Origin of the sequence: Campylobacter canadensis (genome assembly GCF_013177655.1) — a bacterium.
Classification (GTDB): domain Bacteria; phylum Campylobacterota; class Campylobacteria; order Campylobacterales; family Campylobacteraceae; genus Campylobacter_E; species Campylobacter_E canadensis.
The window spans coordinates 1,764,220-1,786,586 of sequence record NZ_CP035946.1; the positions used below are offsets into that span (position 1 = coordinate 1,764,220).

Sequence of the window (22,367 nt, forward strand, 5' to 3'; positions counted from 1 at the left end):
TACTTATAAATGTGCTTTTTGCTAAAAAGTTATCTACTAATTTTACTTTATCTTCATTGCAATAATTATGCTAAATAAAATAAGTACAAAACCAATTAATTGATAAAATAACAACGCACTGCCTAAAAAATAATAAGAAAATAAAGCAGCGCTAATTGGCTCTAGTGTGGCTATTATATTTGCTTTTAATGCTCCTATTTTATTTATTCCTAGCATAAACAAAGTAAATGCAAGTGCTGTACCTACTGTAATTATCATAATTAAGGCTAAAAGGGCTTTATAGTCTAAATCAAGCTTTATATTCCATATTTTAAGATAAATTCCAAAAACAATAGAGCTTAAAAGCATAGCATAAGCAAGAATTAAAAGTATGCTATATTCTTTACTAAGTCTTCTTGCGCTAAGAGAATAAAATACAACCCCAAAACTTGACAATAAAGCACTAATCAAAGCTTCTTTGCTTAATTTAAAAGAAGAAAAATCAGCATTAGTACATAAAAGCACAACACCAATAAACATAAAAAATACTGCTAATAGTTCATTTTTTCTTGCAAATCTTTTTTCTTTAATACAAAAAATAATCATAATAAAAATTGGTGCTGTGTATTGAAGTGCTGTTGCAATAGCTGCGTTACTTAGCTTAATAGTATAAAAATATGTATATTGGCACATAAAAATACCTAAAAAAGAAAAAATAAGTAAATCTCTTATATTTTCATAACTTAAAGCAATTTTTACACCTTTTTTGCTAAAAAATGATATTAAAAACAAAAGCAAAGAAGAAAAAAACAATCTTAAATCAATCAATATATTTAAATCAATTAGCTTATCTTTAAAAATAAATTCAGCGCAAAAACCACTAAATCCCCAGCAAACAGCACCCAAAATTACTAAAAAATATGCGTTCATATATAAATATTTTCTATAAAATTAATCTTATTATTATTGATACTTATTAAATCAATACAATAAGCATAATTTGCATAATCATCATTTTTTTGTAAAAAAACTTGTATTGTTTTTATAATTTTTTGCATTTTTTTATTATCTAATCTATATTCGCTTTCATAATTTATACTTGCTTTTACTTCAATAAAGTGTAAAATATCTTCTTTTATTGCTATTATATCAAGTTCGCCAAACCTACAAGAATAGTTCCTGTTTATAATTTTAAAGCGATTTTTTTCTAGCCATTTTAATGCTAAATCTTCGCTATTTTTACCAAAAATTAAAGAATTTAAACCTTGAATTTGTTTAAAAAATGATTTTTTCACTTTTTTTGACGAGTTCATCACTTATCTTTATATTATAAAAATATTCTGCTGCTAAGGCTGCTTGATATAAAAGCATTAGCTTTCCATCAATTTTAATTGCATTTTCAAAATATTCTAAAAAAACTGATTTTGTATAAAACAAATCATAAACAATCTTAGCTTTAGCTTTTAATTTATTTAAAAGCTCAATACTGCAAGGTAATTGCCCAGTTAAGCTAGAGCTAGTACAGTTTACAACTACATCAAAATTAAATTCATAAAGTTCATTTTCAACCTTACAAATAAAATCCTCTTTTTTACTACGATTAAAAACAGTAAAATCAATATTATTTTTCATTAAAGCATAAGCACAAGCCCTAGCCGCACCACCTACTCCAAGCAATAAAACTCGTTTAAAATCATAATTTTGCAATGCCTTTATAAAACCATAAAAATCTGTATTGTAAGCTTTTATAATACCATTGTCATTTACTATTGTATTTGCTGCTTTTATGATTTTTACCTCATCACTACAAATATCTGCATATTGTAAAACTTCTTCTTTAAATGGCACAGTTATATTTGCACCCTTTAAGCTTAAAATTCTATTTTGTAAAGATAAAGTATCTTCTAAATAAGCTTTATAATCATAGTTTAAATTAAATTCTTTAAACCATAAATTATGAATATGTGGAGATTTAGAATGAGCGATAGGATTACCTATCACTCCAAAACATAATTTATTTTGCACGATAAATAAAGGCGTCTTTCTTTACATTTTCTCTAATGTATTTTAAAGCTTCCTTACTATCGTTATAAGGACCAACAATAACTCTACTAATACCAGTTGTATCATCTTTTACAACTTTATAGTTTAAGCCTAGATTGTCTAGTTTTTTAATTTCATGTGAATTTAAATCAAGATTTCTTCCCGCATAAACTTGTATAAAGGTATTACCTGAATTTGATGGCTTATTTGCTGTTTGCACATTTTGTTTATTAGTTTGTTGTGCTTGTGTTTTTACAGGCTTGTTTGTTTGAATGCTATCAAAAGCTTGTTTTATATTATCTTTTTTATCAGCAACTTTTTCTTTTACTGCTTCTTTTACCACTTTAATTTCTTTTTGTTCTTCTTTACTTTGTGTTTTTTCAATTACATCTAAAATACCTTGTTGTTTGCTTTCTTCTTTTGCTTGTGGTAATTGAGTATTTATATTTGAATTATTTTGCTGAATTTTATTTGCTATTTCATTAAATCCGCTATCAACTTGTTCTTGTTTTACCGCTATATTTTCAAATACATCGTTATCATCTTTGCTTTCAAAATTTGTATTTATATTTTGTTGTGTATTATCACTCGTTGAATCTTGATTTAAAACTATTTTTACACCAATAGCAACCAATAAAACAACTATAATAAATAAAATAATTTGAAATATCATTTTTTTATGTTTGTCTTGTTTATTATCAGTTTGTATTAATAACTCATCAAATTTATTTTCTTCCATATAATCTCCTTTTACATATGTTTAGACCAAGCAGCGCCACGCTCTTTTTGATAAACCTCATATGGCAATGCTAAAATATTATATTCACGAGGTAAATCTAAAGTAGGAAAGACTCTCCATTCAACAGGCATTCTTTGTGCCATCATTGCAGATAATTTAGACGCTAATGCACAACCTTCACTAAAAGCAGTATGCCCTTTATGAATATATAAATGCAAATGCCCTCTTGTTTTACTTGTATAAGCAGTAAAATTAATAAAGCCCTCTTCTCTTAACATAAGTTGTGCTCTATGATAAAATCTTTCCGCATTTATACCATTGTAATCAAATACAATATTTTCAACCTTATCGGCAGCATTTATTAAATTATGAGCTACAACAATTTTACCTTCTGCGTGCTCTTTCATTATTTGCGGAGATAAATACTCGTTAATTCTTTCAAATTTATTATATAAAATTCTACCTTTATGCTCTATTTTACTTACAATATTATCTCGTTTTATAAAATAGTGAGAATTTATAATCTTAATTAAAGCTAAATCATTTGAGCTTAACATTTTAAATCCTTATAAAGTGGGTATTTATTACATAATTTTTTACTTTCGTTTCTTACATCTAAAATTATTTTTTCATCATTAATATTGCTTAAAACCTTATGAATCATCTTAGCAATTTCTTTCATATCATCTTCATTCATACCACGAGCGCTTAAAGCTGCGGTTCCTAATCTTAATCCGCTTGTTATAAAAGGTGAGCGTTTTTCATTTGGAACTGAATTTTTATTTGCTGTAATTCCTGCTTTTTCTAAAGCAATTTGCGCATCTTTTCCACTAAAAGAACAATCGCTAAAATCAAGCAATAAAAGGTGGTTTTGAGTTCCACCACTTACTAATTTATAACCATAATTTTTTAATTCATTTGCTAAAACAGCACAATTATCAAGCACTTGTTTTGCATAAATTTTCCACTCTGGTTCTAAATTTTTTGCAAAACCAACTGCCTTTGCTGCTATTAAATGCATTAAAGGTCCGCCTTGAAGATTAGGAAAAATAGCACTATCAACTTTTTTAGCTATTTCTTCACTATTTGTCATAATTATTCCACCACGAGTTCCACGAAGTGTTTTATGAGTGGTTGATGTTACGATATGTGCGTGTGGAAATGGACTTGGGTGTAAATTAGCTACCACTAATCCTGCAATATGAGCAATATCTGCTAATAAATATGCTCCTACTTTATCAGCAATCTTTCTAAATTTTTCAAAATCAATGATTTGCGAATAAGCACTAGCACCACAAACTATCAATTTTGGCTTAACTTCCATAGCGATTTTTTCTATATTTTCATAATCTAAAAAACCATTTTCATCAACACCATAGCCATAACTTTTATATACTTTACCACTTGCATTTACTTTGCTTCCATGTGTTAAATGCCCACCAGCACTTAAATCCATACCTAAAATTACATCATTAGGGTTAATTAAGGCTGCAAAGGCTGCTTGATTTGCTTGAGAGCCTGAGTGTGCTTGAACATTTGCGTAATTACAATTAAATAATTTTTTACATCTATCAATTGCTATTTGCTCTATTTCATCAACTATTTCACAGCCACCATAATATCTTTTAGCTGGGTAGCCTTCTGCGTATTTGTTTGTAAGTACACTACCTGCAACTTGCATTACTTCAGGATATGTAAAATTCTCACTTGCTATCATCTCAAGGTTTTCATCTTGCCTTTTAAACTCTTTTTTTATTAAATCAAAAATCATATCCATCTTTTTCTCCTTTTAGTTTTTTGGTCTCATTGCAGGAAATAATATTACATCTTTAATTGATTTTTTATTTGTTAGCATCATTACAAGTCTATCAATTCCAATTCCTTCTCCTGCAGTTGGTGCCATTGCGTGGGCTAATGCGGTTACAAAATCTTCATCCATTTCGCAAGCTTCGTCATCTCCTGCTTTTTTTGCTTCAACTTGAGCTAAAAATCTTTCGTATTGGTCAAGCGGGTCATTTAACTCATTAAAACCATTTGCTAATTCTTTACCAGCTATAAATAACTCAAACCTTTCTGCTATATTTTCATCCTTATCGCTTCTACGGCTTAAAGGGCTAATTGATACAGGAAAATCTGTAATAAATGTAGGATTTATAAGTTTGTCTTCTACAAAAGCATCAAATAATTCTGAGTATAATTTACCTAAATCATAATTAGAATTTACACTAACTCCTACGCTTTTTAGCTTTTCAATAATTGCATTTTTATCGTTTAAAATATTTTCATCAATATTGCCTATTTGTATTAAAGCATCTTTATAGCTTATCTTTTTAAAAGGCGTACTAAAATCAATTTGCTTATCATCATATTCAATTATGGTATCTAGGTTTAAGTGTTTTATTAATTTGCTTAATAAATCTTCAGTTAAAGCCATTAAATCATGATAAGTGTGATAAGCCCAGTAAAACTCAATTGTTGTAAATTCAGGATTGTGAGTAAGGTCCATTCCTTCGTTTCTAAAACATCTATTTAGTTCAAAAACCGCCTCAAAACCACCAACAATTAATCTTTTTAAAAATAATTCAGGAGCTATTCTTAAAAATCTATCTACTCCTAAAGTATTATGATGGGTAATAAAAGGTCTTGCGTTTGCTCCACCTGCAATTTCGTGCATCATAGGAGTTTCAACTTCTAAAAAGCCTAAATCTTCAAAATATCTTCTAATAAAAGAAATAATTTTACTTCTATTTACAAAATCATTTCTTACACTACTATCCATTATCATATCTAAATAGCGTTGGCGATATCTACTTTCAATATCTGTTAAGCCGTGAAATTTTTCTGGTAGAGTGCAAATGCTTTTTGTAACCAATTCTAAACTTTTAGCGTGAATTGAGAATTCACCTTTTTGCGTTACAAAAGCAAAGCCATTAATTTTAATAATATCACCAACATCAATGAATTTTTTAACATCACTAAACCATTCATCGCCTAAATCATTTTTATTAAAATATATTTGAATACTCTCACTAAAATCTTCAATATTTGCAAAAACAGCCTTTCCGCCATCTCTTAAGAATTTTACTCTTCCTACTAATTCACAAAGTTCTTGTGCCTTTTTTTCTTCTTGCTCTTTTATATAAGCAAATTTTTCTTTAAAATCCTTTATCATCATATTTTTACTAACAAAATGAGAATAAGGATTTATTCCCTTTTTTCTTAATTCTTGTAATTTTGCAATTTTTTGCTGTTCTAGTGGGTTTTCAAACATTAATTTATCTCCTTATTTATTTTTTTGACAATCAGAGCAAGTTCCATATAACTGCATTAAGTGTGAAGACAATTTAAAATTATGCTCTTTTGCGATTTTAATTTGTCTATTTTCAATTGTATCATCTTGAAATTCAATAATTTTTCCACAAGTTTTGCAAATCATATGGTCGTGGTGTGGCTTATTTGCTAATTCAAATTTTTTACCTTCAGCTCCTAGTGAAATTGAGGTTACCATACCTGATTCTTCTAATAAATTTAAAGTTCTATAAACCGTTGCAATACCTATACTAGCACCAGAATCCATCTTTTTTAAAGCGTCATTAATTTCATCAGGTGTTGAGTGTCCTTCTTGATGATATAAATATTTAAGCATATTTTCTCTTTGAGAAGTATATTTTAAGCCCTTGCTTTTTAAAATCTTTTTAAACTCATCTAACAAAACATCATATTCTACATTTTCCATATTTTACTCCTTAAATGAAATTTGTTGTAATTTGTCTTTATCTAATTTTAATTCGTTTTTTTCTAATATTTCATTAACAGAACTAACCTTTGCTAACGAAGAACCAACTGCTAATAAAGTAGGATACATAAAAGAATCTTTTAAAGTCTCAGCTACTTTTTTATTTAACACAGGTATATTACTTATTGTAGTGATTATAATTGAAATAATAATAAAAATTTTTGCTACCCCAAATAAATAACCACAAATTTTATCAATCATACCTAAACCGCTTAACTTAACTAGTTTAGAAATAAAAATACCAGCAATGATAAACAAGCACCATATACATAATAATATTATCACAAAACCAAATAAAGTTAGCAATACTTCATTATCACTTTTATAAATATGTTCTTTTATTAATTGCCCTGCTGTACTTGCGTTTTTGGTGCTTAAATAAACACCAAAAACTATACCTGCTAAACCAAAGCCTTCTCTTACAAGTCCACGCCATATACCATTTATAGCCAAAACAAACACAATAGCTAAAACAGCAAAGTCAAAAATTAAAGAATGATTCATATTAAATTCATCAATTCATTGTAATTTGTACTATATCTTAAAGCTAATTCTCTAGTAATGTAATTAGCCTTTACCGCTTCAACTAAACTTTGAGTTTGTGTTCTCATACCTGTTGCTTGTTGATTTAACTGCATTTGCGAATAAATCTGATGATTTTTATTTTCACGAATTAAATTTGCAATAGCAAAGTTATTAATTAAAATTTCGTGAATCGCAACACGGCCACCGCCATTTCTTGGAATTAAGCATTGTGAAACAATAGCGTTAAGAGAGAATGAAAGCATATTTCTAATTTGCTCTTGTTCGCTTCCTTCAAAGCTATCTACAATACGGTTAATGGTTTGTGCTGCTGAGTTAGTATGAAGTGTTCCAAAAACTAAGTGTCCTGTTTCAGCAGCAGTAATAGCAGCTTCTATTGTTTCTTTATCTCTCATCTCACCGATTAAGATAATATCAGGGTCTTGTCTTAAAGCTGATTTAAGCGCATTTTTAAAGCTTTTAGTATCTATATCAACGTTTCTGTATGAAAAAATTGATTTTTTACTTTGGTGCATAAATTCAACTGGGTGTTCAATTGTTAAAATATGCTTTCTTTCTGTTTGATTAATTTCATTTAACATAGCAGCTAGTGTTGTTGATTTACCACTACCTGTTGCTCCTGTTACTAAAATTAAACCTTTTTCTTTTTTAATTAATTCTTTAAAAACTGCAGGAGATTTTAACTCATCAAGGCTAGGAATGGTATCAGGAATCATACGAAAGGCTGCTGCAAGCTTGCCTTCTTCCACATAATAATAGTTTCCCCTAAAACGACCAACCCCTCTTACAGGATATGCAAAATCTAATTCTTTTGTCTCTTCTAAAGAAGCTTTTTGAGAATCTGAGATAATGCTATAGCAAGAATTTTTAATTACATCTGGTGTTAAAATATCAAATTCTAAATCCGTTAAAACACCGTGTATTCTTATAATTGGTCTTTTTCCTGGAACTAAGTGTAAGTCTGAAGCGTTATTTTCTTTCATAAACGCTAAAAGTTCATTCATTTCTAGTAATTGATTTTCCATACTTTCTCCTTAAAACTATTCTATAATCTTTGGAACTTTAAAAAAAGTTTCTTCTTTGCTAGGTGCGTGATTTAAAACATCACTTATTATATTAGAATTTTTTGCTATGTCTTCTCTTAAAGGTGTAAAAGAAGAATTTTCAATATTAACTGACTTAGTATCAACTGAATTTAAAATTTCAACAAAATTTAAAATATCATTAAAATCATTTATCATCTCATCTTTTTGAGAATCATCTAATTTTAATGCACTAAGTTTTTCTAAGCGATTAATTAAGATTTTATCTACCATAAAAAGCCTTTTAATTTTAGTAAAAATGACTATTATATATAATTTTTATAGATTTAGATTAACAAAAAGCAGTTAAAATATTTTTTTAAACAATATTTTAAGGATTAATTAGTGAAAGAAAATTCATACGCATTTGATGAAATTAGTATTAGATTAGAAAGATTTTTTAGAAAATATAAGTTTTTTATAATTGTTTTAATAGTATTATTCTTGGCTGTTAGTATTGGTATTTATGTAAATAACAAAACAAAAGAAAATAATTTTTTAAAGGCAAATGAGTTATTTTTAAAACTAGAAAAAAATTATAATGAAGATGAGCTTAAGCAATTAAAATCTTTAAATTCTAATTTATATTTAGCTTTAATTATGAATGATGATAAATATAAAAAAGAATTAAGCGAATTTAAGCCTACAAACGAAGATGCATTACTTATTCAACTTTATGAAAGTAGAAATTTTCAAAGTGAAATATTTTTAAAAGATATAAAATTATTAAATCAAGCTTATGCTTTATTGCAAGAAAATAAAATCACTCAAGCAAAAGATATTCTTGAACTTATTCCTACAAATTCAATATTTTATCAAGACGCACAAAGATTAAAACACTATCAAGGAAAATAATGAAAAAATATATTTTTATCTTATTGGCAATATTTTTCACTGCTTGTTCTGCTTCAAAACAATATTACAAACCAGAAGATTTCATTAAATTAAACTCAAGTTCATACAAAAAAGAAAAAGAAGATAAAAGTCTAAAAAATTACAAGCTAGTAAATCAAAGTGATGATTACAAAATATATTGTGATATTAAAGGAAATTTAAAATTATTTAAAAACAATGAAGAAATTTTAGATTATGATTTTAATTCCTTAATAGTATCAGCTAGTCTTAAAGATAATATTCTTGCTTTGCTAAGTGCAAATAATGATATTTATGTATTTGATTTAGACAATGAAGAATTTATTTATACCCAAAGCAATGCCTTAGCTACTGGCGTTATAAAAAATAATGTTCAACCTATTTTTATGAATAATATAATTATTTTTGCTACTTTAGATGGAAAACTAGCCTTGATTGATTATGAAAATAAGCAAAATTTAAAAAATATTAGCGTAGGGAATTTAGATTTTTTTAATAATATTATTTATTTAGATGCAAAAGATGATGAAGTAATCGCAGCAAGTTCTAGCAAATTGCTTGTACTTTCTCAAATTGCATCTGCAAAATACAATATAAAAGAAAAATTATTATCTATTAAATATGTTTTAAGTGATTTTAACAATATCTTCGTAGCTACAAGCGATGGAAGCATTATAAAATATGATATGTCTTTACAGCAAATTAGCACAGCAAAAGAAAAATATGCAAACTATGTTGCATTTATACAAAATGAAAATAAGTACCTTTATTTAGCTGAATATTTAGGATATGTAATAAAATACGATGAGAATTTAGAAAAAATTAAAGTGTTTAAACTAAATAATGCAGGAAAAGTAAAATCACAAGTATTTTTTGATAGTAAAGATAGTATAATTTTTAATTTGAAAAGATATATTTTAAAATGATTTTAGTTGATATTGGAAATACCACCGCTTGTATTTATGAAAGTAATAAAGCTCATAGAATAAATATTAGCGATTTTAATCCAAAAAATATTAGCAAAAAAGCTTATTATATTTGTGTTAATCCAAACTATTCTATCTTGCCAGATAATTATATAAACCTTGAGCCTTATTTTAAATTAAATAGCGATTATTTAGGTCTTGGGGTTGATAGAATTGCGGTTTGTTATTGCATAGAAAATGGTATTATCGTTGATGCTGGTAGTGCAATAACAGTTGATAAAATGCAAAATAATAAACATTGCGGTGGTTTTATCTTGCCAGGACTTAATGCTTACTTAAACGCTTATAAAAATATTTCTTCAAGACTTGATTATCAATTAAATACAAAGATTGACTTAACATTGTTACCAAACTCTACAAAAGATGCGATTTCTTATGCAGTATTAAAAAGTATTATTTTAAGCATTAGCGAGTTTGCTCAAAATCAAACCATTTACCTAACTGGCGGTGATGCTTGCTACTTAAATCAATACTTTAAAAATGCAATCAATGAAAAAGATTTAATTTTTAAAGGAATGCTTAAGTTAATTAGTAGTTTAAAATTATGAACTAAATTATAATAATTTTATTAAAAGGATTGGAAATGACACAGCATTTTGATGTTATTGTAGTTGGTGGCGGTATAAGTGGTGCAGCGCTTTTTTATGAATTGAGTAAATATACAAATGTAAAAAAAGTTGCTCTTATTGAAAAATATCACGCTCTTAGCACCTTAAATTCAGCAGGTACAAGCAATTCACAAACAATTCACATAGGTGATATAGAAACAAATTATACCTATGAAAAAGCAAGCAAAGTAAAACCTAATGCGGATATGATTATTAACTATGGCAAACTTGTAAATGCGCAAGAAGTTTTTATGTATTCGCATCAGAAAATGGCTTTAGCAGTCGGTGAAGAAGAATGCGAATTTATGCAAAAAAGATACGAAGAATTTAAAGATTTGTATCCATATATTAAATTTTTTGATAAAGAAAAATTAAAAGAAATAGAGCCTAAAATTGTTGAAGGTGCAAAAGGCGGCGATAGACCAGAAAAAATAGTAGCAATGGGTGCTTTAGCAGGAGATACTTACACAACAGTTGATTTTGGAAAAATGAGTGAAAGCCTTGCTAAAGAAGCGCTTAAAGCAAATGAAAATAACCAAATATTTTTTAATGAAGAAATAGTAAATATTTATAAAAAAGGCGATGAATTTCATTTAAATAGTGCGAGTGGTGCTAGTTTTAGTGCAAATTTTGTTGTGGTAAATGCAGGAGCACATTCTTTATTTTTAGCACACAAAATGGGTTATGGGCTTGATTTTGCCTGCTTACCTGTAGCAGGTAGTTTTTATTTAACTAAAAAACATTTATTAAATGGTAAGGTTTATATGGTGCAAAACCCTAAATTACCATTTGCTGCTTTACACGGCGACCCTGATATTTTATGTGATATGAATACAAGATTTGGACCAACAGCCTTATGTTTGCCTAAGCTAGAAAGATATCACGGACTTAAATCTTTACCAGAATTTTTTAAAACCTTAAGGCTTGATTCAACTACAATTAAAATCCTACTTGATTTAATGAAAGATAAAACAATAAGAAATTATATTTTATATAATTATTTATTTGAACTTCCATTTTACAACAAAAAACTTTTTGTAAAAGATGCTAGAAAAATCGTTCCAACCTTAAGTACTGATGATATTTATTATGCAAAAGGTTTTGGTGGAGTACGCCCACAAGTGCTAAATAAAACTGAAAAAAAATTAATGCTAGGAGAAGCAAGTATTAATCCAGGCGGTGGAATAATCTTTAATATGACCCCATCTCCAGGTGCAACAAGCTGCCTTGGCAATGCTTTTAGAGACTTAAAACAAGTGTGCGAATATTTACAATTAGAATTTAATGAAGCTTTATTTAATAAAGAATTAAGGGGGCAAGAATGAAAAAAACAAAAATTATAGCAACACTAGGACCAGCAAGTGAAAATAAAATAAAAGAATTGATATTAGCAGGAGTTAATGTTTTTCGTCTTAACTTCTCTCACGGCACAAGAGATTATCATTTAAAAAACTTGCAAAATGTAAGAAAAATCTCAAAAGAACTTGGTAAAAATATAGGTGTTTTACAAGATATTTCAGGACCTAAAATCAGAGTTTTAGAGCTACCTGAACCCTTTTTGCTAAAAAAAGATGATAGATTAGATATTTATAAAAGCACAATAAATGCACAACAAATATCTAATAATCATTATAAAGTTAGTACAAATTACAATGAAATTTTATCTTTAGTGAAAAATGGTGAATTTATATTTTTATGTGATGGTTCAATTAAAATTGAGGTTGTTAATACTAATGATGAGTTTATTGAATGCAAGGTGCATAATGAAGGTAAATTATCATCTAATAAGGGTATTAATTTTCCAAATACTAAGATAAATATTGATGTATTAACTCAAAAAGATAAAGATGATTTATTATGGGGTATGCAAAATGAGGTTGATTTTGTTGCTATTTCTTTTGTACAAAATGCTTATGATATTAAAAACGCAAAAGAAATCTTAAAAGATAGCAATATCTCTATTTTTGCAAAAATAGAAAAATTTGATGCGGTAGAAAATATTGATGAAATTTTAAATGTTAGCGATGGAATAATGGTTGCAAGAGGAGACCTTGGTATTGAAGTGCCATTTTTTAAAGTGCCAAATATTCAAAAAGAATTAATCAAAAAAGCAAATGAAATAAGCAAACCTGTAATTACCGCTACACAAATGCTTTTTTCGCTTACAAATTCTAAAAGTGCAACTAGAGCAGAAATTAGCGATGTTGCAAATGCGGTTTTAGACGGTACTGATGCTGTTATGCTTAGCGAAGAAAGCGCAGTAGGAATTGACCCTGTAAATGCAGTAAATATAATGAGTGCGACTATTATAGAAGTTGAAAAGGCTTATAAATATAATAATTACGAACATATTAAAAAAGATATGACCGATACAATAGCAGCAAGTTCAGTGCATTTAGCAAATGATATACAAGCTGATGCTTTAATTTGTCTTACAAGCAGCGGAGCTAGTGTTAAAAAAATCGCAAGATATAGACCAAAAACAAAGATTATTACAATGAGCCATTGTGAAAAAACACTAAAACAATTAAGTATTAATTGGGGTATTGATACGGTTTTAATGGTTGATAAAGCAAATAGCTTGCACGAACTTTTGCACAATTGCGTAAGACAAGGTATTAAAAATAATATCTTAAATATAAATCAAAAATATGTTGTAACCGCTGGCTATCCTGTAGGTAAAACAGGTAGTACAAATTTAATTCGCATACTTGAAAACGAGCAAATTGAGTATTATTTAAATCTACAATCTTAAAGCAAATTCTTTTTAGAATTTGCTTTTAACTTAGACAAATCCATACTTTTATAAATATACATTTAATCAGTATTTAAGTTTTTTATAAAAATTAATTTTTATAATAATATTTTTTTATTTTTATTTAAAGGACAAAGTATGAAGTTAAAGAACAAGATTCCTTTGTTAGTAGGAATACCTCTAATTTTATGTTTCATTGTGCTTGGAATAGTAAGCTACAACACATCAAAATCAAACTCTCTTGAAGATTCAAATGCAACTCAAAAGGTTACACTTGATACTGCAATGCTTTATATAGATTCCTTTTTTAAAGCAAAAAAAGAATTCATTGCAGAGTTTGCAAGCATTATGCAAAAAATCAACCTAGATAGCGATAATGCTATTATTAGCACTTTGGAAAACACTTATGGTTTATCTGGCTTTAAGTCTGGTTTATTTTATGTTAGAAGCAGTGATGGTAAAGTTTTTTACAAAGAAAATAAAAACAAAACTACAAGTATTATCACCGATACTGATTTTAGAAAAACAAGTTGGTATATAGACACTCTTAAGCAAGGGGTTTCAAATATAGGCGATGATGTTTGGTATGATGAAAGAAGTAAAACAATAGTAGCAACTATTTCAGCTCCTGTAAAAGAAAATGGGCAAATAGTAGGAGTAGTTGCGGGTAATGTTTTGCTTGATGAGATGAAAAAAAATGTTTTATCTGTTAAAACAAATCCGACTAGTGCTATTTTTGCTTATGATAGAAGAGGCTTATTTGTAATACACGAAAACCCAAAAATGCAATTACAAAAAAATGATGTAATACAAATTGTAGATAGTCAATATCAAGCACTTAAAAAATCTGGAGAAAAAAATAACACAGGAAAAATCATACCTATTACATACCATTTTAATAATGCCGATAAAATTGCTGTGTGCCAACATAATGAGCATTTAAATTGGACAATCTGTAATACAAATGAATTTAAAGATTTTGAAGAAGAGCTAAATCAAATTCTAAAACAAAATATCATACTTTTTTCAATTTCTTTAATTGTAATTTTAGGAATACTTTTTACCTTAGTAAAATACTCATTAAAACCAATAGAATTAATTCAATTTGGCTTAAGAGAAGTTTTTGAACTTGTAAATCATGAAAGAAGCAATGCTAGTAAAATTGAACTTAATACTAGTGATGAATTTGGCGATATGGCAAAGGCAATCAACGAAAATATTGAAAAGACCATTAAAGCAGTAGAGCTAGATAGAAAGGCTGTAGATGAAAGCGTTAGAGTAGCTCATGCAGTAGAGCAAGGAGATTTAACAATAAGAATAGACTCTCATCCTGCAAACCCACAATTAATTGAGCTTAAAAATGTATTAAATGAAATGCTAGAAAAATTAGAAGAAAACATAGGTGCTGATATTGTAAGAATTGATAAAATTTTTGAAGAATACTCGGTAAATGATTTTAGAAATCACTTAGAAAACGCTTATGGTAAGGTTGAAGTAGCTACTAATTTGCTAGGCAATCAAATTAGACAAATGTTAAAAGAAAATCTAAATAAAGCTCAAATTCTTCAAGACAAATCAAAGGCTTTAAAAGACAGTATGAACGCTATTAATAATAGTGCAAGAGCACAAGCAAATAGCCTTCAAGAAAGTGCAGCTGCGGTTGAGCAAATGAGTGCATCTATGCAAGCAGTTAGCCAAAAATCAAATGAAGTTATTAAAAACGGCGAAGATATTAAAAATGTAATCACCATGATTAGAGATATAGCAGAGCAAATTAACCTACTAGCATTAAATGCGGCTATTGAAGCAGCTAGAGCAGGAGAGCATGGAAGGGGCTTTGCGGTTGTTGCTGATGAAGTTAGAAAACTAGCTGAAAACACTCAAAAATCACTAACAGAAATTGAAGCAAGTGTTAATGTTTTAACTCAAGGAATAAATGATATGAGCGAAAGCATTAAAGAACAAACTCAAGCTATTTCTCAAATTAACGGAGCAATTAGTGAAATTGATGAATTAACTAGAGAAAATGTAAATGCAGCAGATGCTACAAATAAAATCGCAAATGAAGTTGATGAATTATCAAATATCGCTGTAGAAGAAGTTAGAAAAAATAAATTCTAAGATTTTGCCCTTTTTTGGGCAAAATTTTTTATTCTTTATCTAAAATTAATTTTTTATATTCTTTAAATTCATAAATAAATAAAGCACCATTTTTAATGTTTTTTGCTTTAAAATTAATCTCATTTTTAAGACAAATATTTTTTACAATATTAAGCCCTATTCCAAAACCACCTTGATTTTGATTTTGTCTTACATAACGATTAAAAATCTTTTTTGTGTCTTTAATGCCTAAACCATTATCATAAATCAAAAAATATATTTTATCAAACCTTTTAAAAAGTCTAATTTTAAGCTGATTTTTTGTGTATTTTATTGCATTTGATAGATTATTATCTATTATTCTATTAGCTTGAATTTTATTTAAAAATATATACAAATCATCATCAATTTTAATATCGCTTTTAATATTTTTTAACTCTAAAATAGTATGAAATTGCGCTAATCTTTGCTTTAATATTAAACTAAAATTTATTTTTTCATTTTCATAGCTTGAATAAGGATTTTTTATAAAATATTCCACATCTTCATAAGTAATTTTCATTTGGTTTAAGGCTGCTTTTAATCTGCTTTTTTGAACACTTTCATCTAGCATAGAAACATTTAAAATTGCTACTCCTAAAGGAGTTTTTAATTCGTGCATTGCATCGTTAAAAAATGTATTTATAGTATCTTTTTGATATTTTAGATTTTTAATATTATTTTTATAAAGCAAATAAAGTAAAGAAAAAAATATAAAAAACAAAAAAGCAAAAAATAAAAAAGCAAAAAATATATTTTTAAAGCACTCACACTCGCTTGAAATAATATAATCTTGATTATTTTTCTTAAATTTATAATAAATCCTATCACCATCTTTATAAAAATAAATTCTTTAGGTAATTTATAAGTACAATTAAGCTCTAAAATACAAAAATCTAATCCGTTAAAATCATTGCTATTACTTGCTTTTACGAGATTTAAAAAACTTAAATTAATATCATTGTTTTTCTTAGTTTCTAAAATAAAAAAAGCTTGGGTAAAAAATATTACAAAGGCAAACACGATAATCAAAAATTCAACTTTTTTACTCATTAATTTTATACCCAAAACCCCTTTTTGAAAGTATAAAATTCTCATTAGTTTTTGCTCTAATTCTTCTAATATAAACCCTAATATAACTTTCATCATTTTGCATATTTACTAAAGTAAAAAGCTCATCAGCCTTACAAAATCTAGTTTTATTTAATAATAAATATTCAATTATATTAAGCTCAATTAAGGTTAAATCAATTATTTTATCATCTTGTTTTAGAATTTTATTTTTAAAATCATAAGAATAATTATTTTTTAAATAAAATAAATTATTAATATCAGGGTAAAAATGACTTAAAAGCTCGTTTATTCTAAATTTTAATTCATCTAATTCAAAAGGTTTTTTAAGATATTCATTACAGCCTAATTCATAAGCTTTTTTAATGCTATTTATATCAGATAACGAAGTCATCATCATAATAGGAGAAGTTATTTTTAATTCTTTTATATATTTTAAAACTTCAAAACCGTTAGTGCCAAACAATTTTACATCTAAAATATATAAATGAAAAAAAGTGCTTGCGATTAATTCACAAGCACTATCAGCGTCTGCTAACAAAGTAACTTCATAATTTAAACTTGTTAAATAATCTTTAATACTACTTGCATATAAAAAATCATCTTCAAGTAATAAAATCTTCATCTAAACTCCTATGCAAACTTGCCCAGCATAAACAATAAAAAATCTAAGCAACACAACTCCTATTAAAACACAAATAGAATTAATTATAATAAATACAGGTTTATAAGTATGATTTTTAAGCACGGTAAAAGCAATTATAACAGGCATTAAAAGCCCAACCGCAAAAACACCGCACCAAAATAATTTTGAATAAAATTCGTGATTAAATATTAATTTAAGAGAAATCAAGCTATCTCCTCCATTATAAAACATACCTACAAAAAGTAAAAGCAAAATAGGAATTTCTAGCAATATAGCCCTTAAATCAAGCACTAATAAATATTTTATATTTTCCTTATTTAGCTGTGCTTTAAAACAAAATAAACCCAATAAAATATTTGCAGCAATAGCGCTAGAAAAGCCTGAAACTAAAAATAATAATGGCAAAATTGGAGTATTCCATAAAGGCACTTTAGAAATCGCACTTAATAAAAATCCCGTATAAACTCCAACGCAAAGTGCTAAGAAAAATAAAATATATTCAATGTTTTTTGAAAATCTAGCAAAATTTCTAATTAAATTTACAATAGGAATTAACATTTTAAATAAAGCAATATTTTTAATCTCCCTTTCAAAGATTATTAAAGCATATAAAAATGCTAGTGGGGTATAAATAAGAAGGCACAAAACCCCAATACTCATAACTGAAGTAAAGTTATATTTTATTAATAACAAATAAAAACTAAGCGGTTTTCCTAAATCAATTATTAAAAGCAAAAGCCCTATGCTAATGCTAAGCGGGGCTGTAATTGCACCTGCTCTTACCATAGCGTCCCAAATACTATTTGTATTACTTTCGTGCTTGTTAAACTTAACTAATAATGAAACCATCACGCTACCTGCACTAAGTCCTGCTAAAAATAAATAAATCGCTATTTGCCAAGGCCAATAAATTTCATTATATTGAGCTAGGCTTCCTGCCATATTATTCATAATAACCTCCTTTTGTATTTTTTATAAAGCCTAGTTGTGGTTTTGTATTAAGGTGTGCTTTTTTAAATTCTACTACCTTGCTTGCGAATATTTGCTTTATTTCTTTGCTGCTAGTATCTGCAAAAATTAAAGCATCAGTAGGACATACACTAACACAAGCTGGAGTTGCGCCTTTTCGGTTTGGATAACAAAAGGTGCATTTATCAACCGCCTTTGTAATAGGATTAATAAATCTAGCATTATATGGACACGCTAAAATGCAGTATTTGCAAGATACACATAATTTCTCATCAATTAATGTTATTCCATTTGCTAATTTAAAACTAGCCCCAGTAGGACATACGCTAACACACGGGCTATCTTCACACATTACGCAGCTTATTCTTTCAAAATCTGTTTTAAGATTTGGAAAAACTCCCTTCATTTTTGCATGAACTTGCACTCTAAAAACCCCTGCTGGAATATTATTTTCATTTTTACAAGCAACGCTACAAGCTGCACAACCTATACATAAATTTTCATCATGAATCATTACATACTTTTTCATCTTTATACCCTTTTAATATCTACACCTATATTTGTAACCATCGTATTACATATATGACCACTTTTTGAACCTAATAAAATGCTATCATTTGCACCAACTTCGTGAATGTTTTTAAGTGCTGGAGTAATGCGACCAAAACCGTGATAAATAAATAATGTATCAGGTCTAATTCCTTGCGTAAGCATAAGTTTTACTTTGATTTTGCCAAATTCATTTTCTAAATAAACAAAATCTCCATCATTAAAGCCTAGCTCTTTAGCTCGTGTTGTATTTATCCACACAGGACTTTCACTCATTAATTCATTTAAAATAGGAATGCTTTGAGTATGAGCGTTTGTATGAATTGGAGTTTTGCCACTTGTTAAGCAAAACTCATATCCTTTAAATACATCAAAATCAATTGTATTTAAAGAACCGTGAGCTGGAAACAACTTTTCAACCCTATCAATAAACAATTCAATTTTTTTGCTAGGAGTTTTAAAAGAAAGCAAAGAGCTTAAATTCCCATCGTTATCAATTTTGTTTTTAATTTGTGGATAAGTTTTAGCAAATTCTTTTATCGTTTCTGGCTCTCTTAGATAAATACTTGGCACTTTATAAGTTACAATACCATCTTTTTTAAGTTTTGCAAGTAAATCTACATTGCCTTTAGCTTGAATCATTCTATATTCATTTATTGTTTTGTAAGTATAAGGCTTATCAATTTTCATAATACTTGCAAGTTCTCTAAAAATATCAAAGCCGCTTTTTGTATCGCCAATAACTTCTACAGCTTTATTTCTCATATAATATCCATTGCCGATACTTAAAATACTTTCATCTCTTTCTAAATACGAGCTTTCAGGCAAAACAACATCAGCAAAATTGCTAAAATCATTTAAATAAATATCAATACTTACTATAAAATCTAGCTCATTTATAGCTTTTAAGCTTTCATTTACATTTGCTACATTTACTAAATGATTAAATCTTGTATTAACCCAAGCCTTAATTGCATATGGCTTTTTACTTAAAATCGCAGGTGCGATATCCATTAACACTCCGTGTTTTCTTGAAACAAAATAATTTTTACATCCTTTTTCACCTGCACCATCAATTCTAGGAGTGTTAGGGATTACAAACATTTTGTTAGGATTATCAAGTGTTGGATAAATATTTTCACCTATTATCTTATTTAAATTACTTGCGTTTTTACTAGTGTGAATTCCGCCCTTTTTTTCATAATTTCCCATTAAAGCATTTGCTATTGCGATGGCTCTTGTGCGTTGATATTCTGCATAAGTTGTAGTTGTTTTATGCCCCCAATCTATTATAACCTTAGGCGCAGCCTTATAAATTTCATCAGCAATTCGCTCAAGCGTATCAGCACTAATTCCAGTTATACTTTCTTGCCATTTAGGGCTTGTATCTTTTACACTTTTTTTAAGCTCATCAAGCCCAATGCAATACTTATTTACAAATTCCTTATCATATTTTTCGTCTCTTAGCCAAATATGAATTAATGCCATTAAAAATGCCACATCAGTTCCTGGTTTTATAGGCAGCCATTCATCAGCCTTAGCAGCCACAACGCTAAATCTAGGCTCTAAAACTAATAATTTTGTATTAGGATTTGCTGCAAATTTTGCTAATTTTTTTGTATCGCTAATTACTAAGCCTTCAAATAAATTATGTCCAAAATTTACAATATATTTTGCATTAGCAAAATCTCTTGATAAAGCTCCACCATAAGTATGCTCTAAAACCATATTATAAGTTATCGGGCAACTTGAATAATGTGAAAATATATTAGGACTGCCATAAGCACAAGCAAAATTGCTCATATGAGTATGAGATTCTCCTGCTTTGCTTGTAAAAATCACACTTTTTGCTCCATATTTTTCTTTTATTTCATTTAATTTAGTTGCAACTAAGCTTAAAGCCTCGTCCCAACTAGCTTCACGCCATTTATTTTCCCCTCTTTTGCCAACTCTAATTAAGGGTTTTATTAAACGATTTTTATCATAAAGCTGATTAATTCCAGCCCCGCCCCTTGCACATACGCTTGTTTTGTTTGCACCAAATTTTAAATTACCATTAATAAATATCCCTTTATCATCTTTAACGCTTACTTCAATAGGACAACGAGTAGAACACATTTCACATATTGAAAAAACACTTTTTTTATTTCCTAAATTAATAGCATTTGCACTTAATTTAGGGCTAATACAGGCTAATGAGCCTAAAAAGCCGATGTTTTTAAAAAATCTCTTCTTATCATTTTCACTCCTTTTTTGATATTGTAAGTAAATTAAAGTGAAATTAATGTGAAATAATATTTTTATAAGATATACTTTTTAAAACTTAAAGGAGAAAAAATGAAAGAAAATATAACTTTTACAAACACTTATGTAGATGAAGATATTAGTTTAGCTTTAAAAAACAAGCTTAAAGATTACACAAATATTTTAATTATAAGCGGCAAAACAGCTTATGAAAAAAGCAAAGATAAAATAGATTTAAGAGCAAAAAATGCGGATATTTTTTATGTAAAAGAATGCTCTTATAAAATAAATAATGATATTTTATCTAAACTTACTTGTAAATACGAACTTGTTCTTGCAATTGGTGGTGGAAAGGCTTTAGATTGTGCTAAATATATAGCAAATAAACTAAAAGTAAAAATAATAAGCATACCAAGCATAGCGGCTACTTGTGCTGCTACTTCTACTTTATCGGTTATGTATGATGATAATGGGGTGTTTTGCGATATTGTTTTATATGATGATATTGACATTGAGTGTTTTATTGACTTAAGCATTATAAAAAATTCTCCTACTAGATACTTAATAGCAGGAATAGGCGATACAATAGCAAAATGCTATGAATTTAATTTAAAATATGAATACGCAATCAAAAATAATGAAAATATTGATTATTCTAACACCTTAGGCAAAGCCTGTGTTAGCTTATGCAAGGATTTAAATCTTAATTTTGCACAAAAAGCATTGCAAGATTTTAATATTAATTTAGAATTTAAACAAGTTGTAATGTCAATAATCTTAAACACGGGCTTAGTTTCAAGAATAATAAAATTTGATTACAACGGAGCCTTAGCTCACGCAACTTGTTATGCAATTAGCATCTTCCCTGAAATTGAAAAAAATTTTTTACACGGAGAATTAGTAGCCTTTGGTATTTTAGTTCAACTTCTTTTAGAAGATAAATTAGAAGAATATGAAAAATTATGCAAGTTTTATAAAGAAATTAATCTAGCTTGTAAAATAAGTGATTTTATTGATATAAATAAATTTAAGGAAAAAATCAATGAAGTTGTGGATTTTATTTTAAATACTAGTGATGCAAAATATTTAATTAAAGCAGGTTTTAATTTAAATGAAGAAAGAGTAAAAATGGCACTTTTAAAATAAAAAAGGAGAATTTTTAACTTTTTTAAAAACATTTTTGCATAAAATTAAATTTGTGCAAAAAGACAATAAGCAATGAAGCTCTTTGTAGATATTTTGCTTTTTAGAATTTAATAAGCTTAAAATGCTTTATTGTAAAATCATATAAAGTCTATTTTGCTTTGTTTTGTGTAAATGGTGCTTGGTATAATTTAGCTAAAAC

24 protein-coding genes and 1 pseudogene are annotated in these 22,367 nt (G+C 27.7%); 8 read left to right on the plus strand and 17 right to left on the minus strand.

The window, feature by feature from the left end; genetic code table 11:
• Nucleotides 1-42: 42 nt before the first annotated feature.
• From CCANL266_RS08515 to gatC, 11 genes are read right to left on the minus strand one after another with little or no spacing between them, the layout of a single operon-like run.
• Nucleotides 43-909, minus strand: a complete 867-nt coding sequence (locus CCANL266_RS08515; protein WP_172234021.1) for a DMT family transporter — start codon at nucleotides 907-909, stop codon at nucleotides 43-45.
• Entirely contained in the window at nucleotides 906-1,274 is a 369-nt protein-coding gene (locus CCANL266_RS08520; protein WP_396021662.1) for a YraN family protein, read from the minus strand. The genes CCANL266_RS08515 and CCANL266_RS08520 overlap by 4 nt, the downstream gene beginning before the upstream one ends.
• Complete coding sequence (locus CCANL266_RS08525) at nucleotides 1,255-2,004, minus strand: shikimate dehydrogenase (RefSeq protein ID WP_172234024.1); 750 nt, start codon at nucleotides 2,002-2,004, stop codon at nucleotides 1,255-1,257. Before CCANL266_RS08525 ends, CCANL266_RS08520 begins: the two co-directional genes overlap by 20 nt.
• A complete protein-coding gene (locus CCANL266_RS08530; protein ID WP_172234026.1) occupies nucleotides 1,994-2,761 on the minus strand; it encodes an SPOR domain-containing protein in 768 nt (255 codons plus the stop codon). The genes CCANL266_RS08525 and CCANL266_RS08530 overlap by 11 nt, the downstream gene beginning before the upstream one ends.
• An 11-nt stretch (nucleotides 2,762-2,772) precedes the next feature.
• Nucleotides 2,773-3,318 (minus strand): DUF1882 domain-containing protein, encoded by a 546-nt coding sequence (locus CCANL266_RS08535; RefSeq protein WP_172234028.1) that lies wholly within the window; start codon nucleotides 3,316-3,318, stop codon nucleotides 2,773-2,775.
• Nucleotides 3,312-4,538 carry a serine hydroxymethyltransferase gene (gene glyA, locus CCANL266_RS08540; RefSeq protein WP_172234030.1) on the minus strand — a complete coding sequence of 409 codons (1,227 nt, stop codon included), beginning with the start codon at nucleotides 4,536-4,538 and terminating at the stop codon, nucleotides 3,312-3,314. Before glyA ends, CCANL266_RS08535 begins: the two co-directional genes overlap by 7 nt.
• Nucleotides 4,539-4,550: 12 nt before the next feature.
• Nucleotides 4,551-6,032, minus strand: a complete 1,482-nt coding sequence (lysS, locus tag CCANL266_RS08545; RefSeq protein WP_172234032.1) for a lysine--tRNA ligase — start codon at nucleotides 6,030-6,032, stop codon at nucleotides 4,551-4,553.
• A gap of 12 nt (nucleotides 6,033-6,044) precedes the next feature.
• On the minus strand, nucleotides 6,045-6,497 hold the full coding sequence (locus tag CCANL266_RS08550) for a Fur family transcriptional regulator (protein ID WP_172234034.1): 453 nt from the start codon (nucleotides 6,495-6,497) through the stop codon (nucleotides 6,045-6,047).
• Between the two features lie 3 nt (nucleotides 6,498-6,500).
• Nucleotides 6,501-7,061 (minus strand): CvpA family protein, encoded by a 561-nt coding sequence (locus CCANL266_RS08555; protein WP_172234036.1) that lies wholly within the window; start codon nucleotides 7,059-7,061, stop codon nucleotides 6,501-6,503.
• The gene (locus CCANL266_RS08560) at nucleotides 7,058-8,125 is read right to left on the minus strand and encodes a type IV pilus twitching motility protein PilT (protein WP_172234038.1); all 1,068 of its coding nucleotides are present in this window, start codon (nucleotides 8,123-8,125) and stop codon (nucleotides 7,058-7,060) included. The genes CCANL266_RS08555 and CCANL266_RS08560 overlap by 4 nt, the downstream gene beginning before the upstream one ends.
• Before the next feature lie 15 nt (nucleotides 8,126-8,140).
• The gene (gatC, locus tag CCANL266_RS08565) at nucleotides 8,141-8,416 is read right to left on the minus strand and encodes an Asp-tRNA(Asn)/Glu-tRNA(Gln) amidotransferase subunit GatC (RefSeq protein ID WP_172234040.1); all 276 of its coding nucleotides are present in this window, start codon (nucleotides 8,414-8,416) and stop codon (nucleotides 8,141-8,143) included.
• A 111-nt stretch (nucleotides 8,417-8,527) separates the two neighbouring features.
• Here gatC and CCANL266_RS08570 point away from each other — a divergent pair, with 111 nt between their 5' ends.
• The 7 genes and pseudogenes from CCANL266_RS08570 (at nucleotide 8,528) to CCANL266_RS09850 (ending at nucleotide 15,525) form a co-directional block, all read left to right on the plus strand.
• The gene (locus CCANL266_RS08570) at nucleotides 8,528-9,037 is read left to right on the plus strand and encodes a hypothetical protein (protein ID WP_172234042.1); all 510 of its coding nucleotides are present in this window, start codon (nucleotides 8,528-8,530) and stop codon (nucleotides 9,035-9,037) included.
• Nucleotides 9,037-9,981 (plus strand): hypothetical protein, encoded by a 945-nt coding sequence (locus CCANL266_RS08575; protein ID WP_172234044.1) that lies wholly within the window; start codon nucleotides 9,037-9,039, stop codon nucleotides 9,979-9,981. The genes CCANL266_RS08570 and CCANL266_RS08575 overlap by 1 nt, the downstream gene beginning before the upstream one ends.
• A complete protein-coding gene (locus CCANL266_RS08580) occupies nucleotides 9,978-10,589 on the plus strand; it encodes a type III pantothenate kinase (RefSeq protein WP_172234046.1) in 612 nt (203 codons plus the stop codon). Before CCANL266_RS08575 ends, CCANL266_RS08580 begins: the two co-directional genes overlap by 4 nt.
• A gap of 35 nt (nucleotides 10,590-10,624) precedes the next feature.
• The gene (locus CCANL266_RS08585; protein WP_172234048.1) at nucleotides 10,625-11,974 is read left to right on the plus strand and encodes an FAD-dependent oxidoreductase; all 1,350 of its coding nucleotides are present in this window, start codon (nucleotides 10,625-10,627) and stop codon (nucleotides 11,972-11,974) included.
• Nucleotides 11,971-13,404, plus strand: coding sequence for a pyruvate kinase (gene pyk, locus CCANL266_RS08590; protein WP_172234050.1), 1,434 nt, complete (start codon nucleotides 11,971-11,973; stop codon nucleotides 13,402-13,404). Before CCANL266_RS08585 ends, pyk begins: the two co-directional genes overlap by 4 nt.
• 138 nt (nucleotides 13,405-13,542) lie before the next feature.
• Nucleotides 13,543-14,346, plus strand: a pseudogene (locus tag CCANL266_RS09845) (cache domain-containing protein); the annotation flags it as partial.
• A gap of 738 nt (nucleotides 14,347-15,084) precedes the next feature.
• Nucleotides 15,085-15,525 carry a methyl-accepting chemotaxis protein gene (locus CCANL266_RS09850; protein WP_425321185.1) on the plus strand — a complete coding sequence of 147 codons (441 nt, stop codon included), beginning with the start codon at nucleotides 15,085-15,087 and terminating at the stop codon, nucleotides 15,523-15,525.
• 28 nt (nucleotides 15,526-15,553) lie between these two features.
• On the opposite strand, the gene CCANL266_RS08600 is transcribed toward CCANL266_RS09850, so the two are convergent.
• The 6 genes from CCANL266_RS08600 to phsA are packed head-to-tail and all read right to left on the minus strand — an operon-like array spanning nucleotide 15,554 to nucleotide 21,082.
• Nucleotides 15,554-16,267: a sensor histidine kinase gene (locus CCANL266_RS08600; protein ID WP_224323902.1), complete on the minus strand. Its 714-nt coding sequence runs from the start codon at nucleotides 16,265-16,267 to the stop codon at nucleotides 15,554-15,556.
• Complete coding sequence (locus CCANL266_RS08605) at nucleotides 16,207-16,596, minus strand: hypothetical protein (protein WP_172234054.1); 390 nt, start codon at nucleotides 16,594-16,596, stop codon at nucleotides 16,207-16,209. The genes CCANL266_RS08600 and CCANL266_RS08605 overlap by 61 nt, the downstream gene beginning before the upstream one ends.
• Nucleotides 16,589-17,239, minus strand: a complete 651-nt coding sequence (locus CCANL266_RS08610) for a response regulator transcription factor (RefSeq protein WP_172234056.1) — start codon at nucleotides 17,237-17,239, stop codon at nucleotides 16,589-16,591. The genes CCANL266_RS08605 and CCANL266_RS08610 overlap by 8 nt, the downstream gene beginning before the upstream one ends.
• Nucleotides 17,240-18,211, minus strand: coding sequence for an NrfD/PsrC family molybdoenzyme membrane anchor subunit (nrfD, locus tag CCANL266_RS08615; protein WP_172234058.1), 972 nt, complete (start codon nucleotides 18,209-18,211; stop codon nucleotides 17,240-17,242). It lies immediately after the preceding gene.
• Entirely contained in the window at nucleotides 18,204-18,758 is a 555-nt protein-coding gene (locus CCANL266_RS08620; protein WP_172234060.1) for a 4Fe-4S dicluster domain-containing protein, read from the minus strand. The genes nrfD and CCANL266_RS08620 overlap by 8 nt, the downstream gene beginning before the upstream one ends.
• A 2-nt stretch (nucleotides 18,759-18,760) precedes the next feature.
• Nucleotides 18,761-21,082 (minus strand): thiosulfate reductase PhsA, encoded by a 2,322-nt coding sequence (phsA, locus tag CCANL266_RS08625; RefSeq protein ID WP_425321186.1) that lies wholly within the window; start codon nucleotides 21,080-21,082, stop codon nucleotides 18,761-18,763.
• Between the two features lie 33 nt (nucleotides 21,083-21,115).
• On the opposite strand from phsA, the gene CCANL266_RS08630 reads away from it, so the two are divergent.
• On the plus strand, nucleotides 21,116-22,168 hold the full coding sequence (locus CCANL266_RS08630) for an iron-containing alcohol dehydrogenase (RefSeq protein WP_172234062.1): 1,053 nt from the start codon (nucleotides 21,116-21,118) through the stop codon (nucleotides 22,166-22,168).
• Nucleotides 22,169-22,367 lie beyond the last annotated feature (199 nt).